Origin of the sequence: Billgrantia campisalis (genome assembly GCF_022341425.1) — a bacterium.
GTDB lineage: Bacteria > Pseudomonadota > Gammaproteobacteria > Pseudomonadales > Halomonadaceae > Halomonas > Halomonas campisalis.
In genome coordinates, this window is the sequence record NZ_JABFUC010000017.1 from 76,709 (window position 1) to 82,717 (window position 6,009).

The following is a 6,009-nucleotide window of genomic DNA, read 5'->3' on the forward strand; positions in this document are numbered from 1 at the left end:
GAAGCACGTCGGCCGGCGGCCTACGTGACCTTGCCGTCATTGATTCGCGGTGGTGCTGCGCTCGCCGAAGATGGCGGTGCCCAGCCGCACCAGGGTAGCGCCTTCCAGTATGGCGGCTTCCAGGTCATTGCTCATGCCCATCGACAGGGTGTCCAGCGGTGCCTCGGGAAACCGCTCGCGCAGCGCCTCTAGCGCCTCGCGTAGCCGGGCATAGGGTCGGCGCTGGGCCGCCAGCCCCTCGGCCGGCGCGGGGATCGCCATCAGCCCGCGCAGGCGCAGTGCCGGCAGCGCCAGAACCGCCTCAGCCAGCGCCGGCAGCGCCGCCAGGGTGACGCCCGACTTGCTCGCCTCCTCGCTGATATTGACCTGCAGGCAGACGTTGAGCGGACCCAGCGTCGCCGGGCGCTGGTCGTTCAGGCGCCGGGCGATCTTCTCACGGTCCAGGCTATGCACCCAGGCAAAGTGTTCGGCGACGGCTCGCGTCTTATTGGATTGCAGCGGGCCGATGAAATGCCAGACGATATCCGTCAGGTCGGCCAGCTCGGCCTGCTTGTCGAGGGCCTCCTGGAGATAGTTCTCGCCGAAGTCCCGCTGGCCCAGGCCCCAGGCCTGGCGGATCGCCGCCGCCGGCTTGGTCTTGCTGACGGCGAGCAGGTGCGCGTCAGCGTCCGCGCGCCCGGCGGCGGCCAGCGCTTCGCCCAGCCGCCGGCGGGCGGCGGGCAGCGCATCGTGCAGTATGAGATCCGTCATTTCAGCCACATCAAGTTCGCCATATCGCAAGGTCTGTCATACTGGAGAGAATCATACCTGGGAGCAGGGGAAGTGCATGGATATTACCGAACTGCTGGCGTTCTCGGCAAAGCAGAACGCCTCTGATCTGCATCTGTCGGCGGGGCTGCCGCCGATGATCCGCGTCGATGGCGACATTCGCCGGCTCAACGTGCCCGCCATGGACGACCGCGAAGTCCGCAAGCTGATCTACGACATCATGGGCGACCGCCAGCGTCGCGACTATGAGGAGTTCTTCGAGACCGACTTCTCTTTCGAGGTGCCGGGGGTGGCGCGGTTTCGTGTCAACGCCTTCAATCAGGCCCGCGGCGCCGGCGCGGTATTTCGCACCATCCCCAGCGAGGTGCTGACCATGGATGACCTGGGGCTCGGCGACGTCTTCCGGCGCCTGGCCCTGCTGCCCCGGGGGCTGGTACTGGTCACCGGGCCCACCGGCTCGGGCAAGAGCACTACGCTTGCCGCGATGATCGACTACATCAACGACCACCGATACGATCATATCCTGACCATCGAGGATCCGGTGGAGTTCGTGCACCGCAGCAAGCGCTGCCTGATCAACCAGCGCGAGGTGCATCGCGATACCCACGGCTTCGCCCAGGCCCTGCGCAGTGCCCTGCGCGAGGACCCGGATGTGATTCTGGTCGGCGAGCTGCGCGACCTGGAGACCATTCGCCTGGCGCTGACCGCCGCCGAGACCGGCCATCTGGTGTTTGGCACCCTGCATACCACCTCGGCGGCCAAGACCATCGACCGGATCATCGATGTCTTTCCCGGCGAGGAGAAGAGTATGGTGCGCTCGATGCTCTCGGAGTCGCTGCAGGGGGTCATTTCCCAGACCCTCCTCAAGCGCCAGGGGGGCGGCCGGGTCGCGGCCCACGAGATCCTCATCGCCACGGCGGCGGTGCGCAACCTGGTTCGCGAGGACAAGGTGGCGCAGATCTACTCGGCCATCCAGACCAGCGGCAACCTGGGCATGCAGACTCTGGATGCCTGTCTGGCCAAGCTGGTTACCGACAACGTGGTGGCTCGGGAAGAGGCCCAGGCGCGTGCCAAGAGCATGTTGACGCCGTGAGGGAATGATCACCAAGGGGAGCAGGCAGATGACTGCACGCGAATGGTTGGAACAGCTGCTGGGCATCATGGCCCAGAAGGAAGCCTCGGATCTGTTGATCTCGGTGCAGGCGCCGCCGACGCTGAAGATGGCCGGCAAGCTGACCGCGCTGGGTGATCAGCGGCTATCGGTGGAGCAGGTGCGCGAGCTGGTCTATGCGGCGCTGCCCGAGGGGTTCAAGGAGCGCTTCCACAGCGAGCGCGAGGCGAACTTCGCGCTGAGCCTCTCGGGTCGCGGCCGCTTTCGTGTCAGCGCCTTCCAGCAGCGCAACCAGATGGCCATGGTGATCCGCCGCATCGCCTATGACATCCCGCACCTGGAGGAGCTGTCGCTGCCGCCGGTGCTGGGCGAGCTGGCCAATATCAAGCGCGGGCTGGTGTTCGTGGTGGGCGGTACCGGAACCGGCAAATCGACCACCCTGGCGTCGATGATCCAGCAGCGCAACGAGACCATCGGCGGCCATATCATCAGCGTCGAGGATCCGATCGAGTATGTTCACCCCCACAAGAAGGCGATCATCAACCAGCGGGAGGTGGGGATCGACACCGAATCCTTCGAAGTGGCGCTAAAGAACACCCTGCGCCAGGCGCCGGACGTGATCCTGATCGGCGAGGTGCGTACCCGCGAGACCATGGAGCATGCCCTGACCTTCGCCGAGACCGGCCACCTGTGCCTGGCCACGCTGCACGCCAACAACGCCAACCAGGCGCTGGACAGGATCATTCACTTCTTCCCCCATGAGCGCCACGAACAGATCTGGCTCGACCTGTCGCTGAACCTGCACGCCATCGTCGCCCAGCAGCTGCTGCCCACCCTGGATGGCGGCCGCTGCCCGGCCATCGAGGTGCTGCTGCGTACCCCGCTGATCGGCGATCTGGTGCGCAAGGGCGATGTCGGTGAGATCAAGAACGTCATGAGCCGCTCCCGGGACCTTGGCATGCAAACCTTCGATCAGGCGCTCTTCGACCTCTATAAGGGGGGCAGGATCAGCGAGGAGGTGGCGCTGGTGCACGCCGATTCCGCCAACGATCTGCGCATGATGATCAAGTATGGCGACGAGGGCAGCGAGGCGCTGGCCAAGGCGCAGGATACGGCGCAGCGGCTGTCCCTACGCGACGAGGACGACTTCTAGAAAGCACTGAATCATTGCCTACACGGCTGAATCGCTTCGTTGCGCGGTGCCGAAGCGTCGGACCGGCGGATCCTCACATATACCCCATATGCTCCGGTTCCTGTGCTCCGTGCGCCTTGCGCTTCAGTCGTTCGCCTAATGCTACAGCGCTTTCTTAGCTCCCGCTTCAGGGGGCGTAGACGCCGCCGAGTATGCGTGGCCCGGCGGCGCCAGTGACCGCGGGGAGGTTGCCGGGCAGGCCCTCGAGTCGCCGCCAGGCGAGCCAGGCGAAGGCGCCGGCCTCCAGCCAGTCGGCGGGCCAGCCCCAGTCGGCGCTGGCGATCAGCGGGGTGTCGGGCAGGTGGTGTGCCAGCCTCGCCAGCAGGTGCGGGTTGTGGGCGCCACCACCGCAGGGAATCAGCGCCTTGGGCGGCGGTGCTCTGAGCCGCTCCCGTGCCATCTCCACGCCCAGCGCCACGCTGGTGGCGGTCAGCTCGGCGAGGGTGGCCTGGACATCTGCCGGGGCTTCCTTTCCCGTCAGGTGGTGTGCCAGCCAGTCGAGATGAAAGACCTCGCGGCCGGTGCTGCGCGGCGGTGGTCGATGGAAGAAGGGTTCGGCGAGTAGCCGCTCCAGCAGTGCCTCGTCCACCCGTCCCGAGGCCGCCCAGGCGCCGTCGACATCGAAGCGGCCGCCGCGGTGGCGAGCGTGCCAGGCATCCAGCAGTACATTGGCCGGGCCGGTGTCGAAGCCGGTGATCTCGGCGTCGCGCTCGGCGGGCGGCAGCAGCGTCAGGTTGGCAAAACCGCCGAGGTTGAGCACCAGCCGCCACTCCCCGGCGCCCCGGAACAGCGCCTGGTGAAAGGCCGGAGCCAGCGGCGCTGCCTGGCCGCCGGCCGCCAGGTCGCGGCGCCGGAAATCGGCCACCACCCGGCAACCGGTCAGCTCGGCGAGCAGGCTTGGGTTGTCCAGCTGCAGCGTATAGGCGGGGCCGCCGGCATGCCCCCAGGGGGCATGCTCGATGGTCTGGCCGTGGCTGCCGATTGCGGCAATGGCGTCGACGGGCGTGCCGCAGGCCGCGAGCAGCCGCGCCACCGCGGTGGCCTGCAGGTGGCAGAAGGCGTCCTCGGCGGCGGCCAGGGCGGCAAAGTCGACATGGGTGGCCTGGCACAGGGTCAGCAGCCGCTGGCGCAGCGCCTCCGGCATGGGCTCGGCGTGGCTGGCCAGCAGCCGGACCTGGCCGCCGTCGCTGGCCGACGAGACCTGGACCAGGGCGGCGTCGATACCGTCCAGGCTGGTGCCGGACATCAGGCCGATGAACAGTGACATGCGTTTTTCTCCCCCTGGCCGCGGCCCCTCCGCGAAGCGTCAAGTCATGCTACCATTCTGCCCCATTCGATGGTCCCTGCCTGCAGGGCCGAGCAACCGATTTGCCGTGGAGTAGGAGACGATGAGCGATGTTGCGAGCGCGCTGGCGCTGCTGCAGCGTGGTACCCAGGAAATCCTGATCGAAGGCGAGCTCAAGCAGAAGCTCGAATCCGGCCGCAAGCTGCGGATCAAGGCGGGCTTCGACCCCACCGCGCCGGATCTGCACCTGGGCCACAGCGTGCTGCTGACCAAGATGCGCCAGTTCCAGGAGCTCGGGCACGAGGTGATCTTCCTGATCGGCGACTTCACCGGCCGTATCGGCGATCCTTCCGGAAAGAACGTCACCCGCAAGCCGCTCAGCGAGGAGGAGGTCAAGGCCAATGCCGAGACTTATAAGGAGCAGGTCTTCAAAATCCTCGACCCCGACAAGACCGAGGTGCGCTTCAACTCGGAGTGGTTCTCCCGCTTGAGCGCCGCTGACATGATCGAACTGGCGGCCCAGAGCACGGTGGCGCGCATGCTCGAGCGCGACGACTTCGAGAAGCGCTACAAGGCCGGCCAGTCCATCTCGATCCATGAGTTCCTCTACCCGCTGGTGCAGGGCTACGACTCGGTGGCGCTCGAAGCCGATGTGGAGCTGGGCGGCACCGACCAGAAGTTCAACCTGCTGATGGGCCGTGAGATACAGAAGCACTTCGGTATGGCGCCGCAGGTGGTGATCACCATGCCCCTGCTGGAAGGCCTCGACGGCGTGCAGAAGATGTCCAAGTCGCTGGGCAACTATGTCGGGGTCGACGAGGCGCCGGGCGCCATGTTCAACAAGCTGGTCTCGATGCCCGATAGTCTGATGTGGCGCTACTTCGAGCTGCTCTCCCTCAAGTCCAACGAGGAGATCGAGGCGCTCAAGCGCGACGTGGCCCAAGGGGCCAATCCCCGTGACATCAAGATGGTGCTGGCTCGCGAGCTGATTGGGCGCTATCACGGGGAAGAGGCGGCCGCCAACGCCCATAAGTCTGCAGGCAACCAACTGGCCGAGGGCGAGCTGCCCGAGGACCTGCCGGAGGTCGAGGTGGATTTCGAGGGCGGCTCCCAGGCCCCTATCGCTGCGGTGCTCAACCGCTCGGGCCTGGCCAGTAACAGCGCCCAGGCGAAGGACATGCTGGGCAACGGCCGGGTGAAGGTCGATGGCCAAGTGGTCGAGCGCGACCATATGCTCGATACCGGCGCGAGCTACGTCATTCAGGCGGGCAAGAAGCGCTACGCCCGTGTGACGCTGAAGTAAGTCGGTTCGCCAGACCTGCCAGCGCCCGCCTCGAGCGGGCGCTTTCGTCTCTGGTGGCCATGGATCTATCCACAGGCGGTAAGCCGCAGAGTGCCTGTGGATGGCGGTGTCGGCTGGGTCGAGCGGGTGGCTGAAATTTTTTTACACGCAGGCCTTGCGGGCCGCCGGGGAAAACCGTAAAGTACGCATCCGCTGCCGGCGACGGGCAACGTTGCAGGCGGTGGAGAGGGTGGTAACTGGTTGTTGTTCTTTGGATTTTTCGGATCGCTTCGCAAAAATTCAGCTTGACGGCCACGGCGGATTCGGTAGAATACGCACCACTCGAATCGCAGCCGCTTCGGCGGTCTCGC

The 6,009-nt window shown here is 66.2% G+C and carries 5 protein-coding genes; 3 read left to right on the forward strand and 2 right to left on the reverse strand.

The features are described 5' to 3' along the window. Positions 1 to 36: 36 nt before the first annotated feature. Positions 37 to 750 (reverse strand): YggS family pyridoxal phosphate-dependent enzyme, encoded by a 714-nt coding sequence (locus HOP52_RS17575; protein WP_238978723.1) that lies wholly within the window; start codon positions 748 to 750, stop codon positions 37 to 39. Positions 751 to 826: 76 nt separating this feature from the next. Between HOP52_RS17575 and HOP52_RS17580 the strand changes: the two genes are divergently transcribed. Together HOP52_RS17580 and HOP52_RS17585 are read left to right on the forward strand one after the other, a co-directional pair. Beyond that, positions 827 to 1,861 carry a type IV pilus twitching motility protein PilT gene (locus HOP52_RS17580; RefSeq protein WP_238978724.1) on the forward strand — a complete coding sequence of 345 codons (1,035 nt, stop codon included), beginning with the start codon at positions 827 to 829 and terminating at the stop codon, positions 1,859 to 1,861. Positions 1,862 to 1,889: 28 nt separating this feature from the next. Further along, positions 1,890 to 3,032: a PilT/PilU family type 4a pilus ATPase gene (locus HOP52_RS17585; RefSeq protein ID WP_238978727.1), complete on the forward strand. Its 1,143-nt coding sequence runs from the start codon at positions 1,890 to 1,892 to the stop codon at positions 3,030 to 3,032. Positions 3,033 to 3,198: 166 nt separating this feature from the next. Here the strand turns inward: HOP52_RS17585 and HOP52_RS17590 are convergent, their stop codons facing one another. After that, positions 3,199 to 4,338: an anhydro-N-acetylmuramic acid kinase gene (locus tag HOP52_RS17590; protein WP_238978729.1), complete on the reverse strand. Its 1,140-nt coding sequence runs from the start codon at positions 4,336 to 4,338 to the stop codon at positions 3,199 to 3,201. Between the two features lie 121 nt (positions 4,339 to 4,459). Here HOP52_RS17590 and tyrS point away from each other — a divergent pair, with 121 nt between their 5' ends. Next, a complete protein-coding gene (tyrS, locus tag HOP52_RS17595) occupies positions 4,460 to 5,659 on the forward strand; it encodes a tyrosine--tRNA ligase (protein WP_238978731.1) in 1,200 nt (399 codons plus the stop codon). Positions 5,660 to 6,009 lie beyond the last annotated feature (350 nt).

Bases quoted from the DNA above. Each gene is read 5' to 3' on its own strand.
- HOP52_RS17575 (WP_238978723.1), bottom strand. From the start codon at position 750: ATGACGGATCTCATACTGCACGATGCGCTGCCCGCCGCCCGCCGGCGG.
- HOP52_RS17580 (WP_238978724.1), top strand. From the start codon at position 827: ATGGATATTACCGAACTGCTGGCGTTCTCGGCAAAGCAGAACGCCTCT.
- HOP52_RS17585 (WP_238978727.1), top strand. From the start codon at position 1,890: ATGACTGCACGCGAATGGTTGGAACAGCTGCTGGGCATCATGGCCCAG.
- HOP52_RS17590 (WP_238978729.1), bottom strand. From the start codon at position 4,338: ATGTCACTGTTCATCGGCCTGATGTCCGGCACCAGCCTGGACGGTATC.
- tyrS (WP_238978731.1), top strand. From the start codon at position 4,460: ATGAGCGATGTTGCGAGCGCGCTGGCGCTGCTGCAGCGTGGTACCCAG.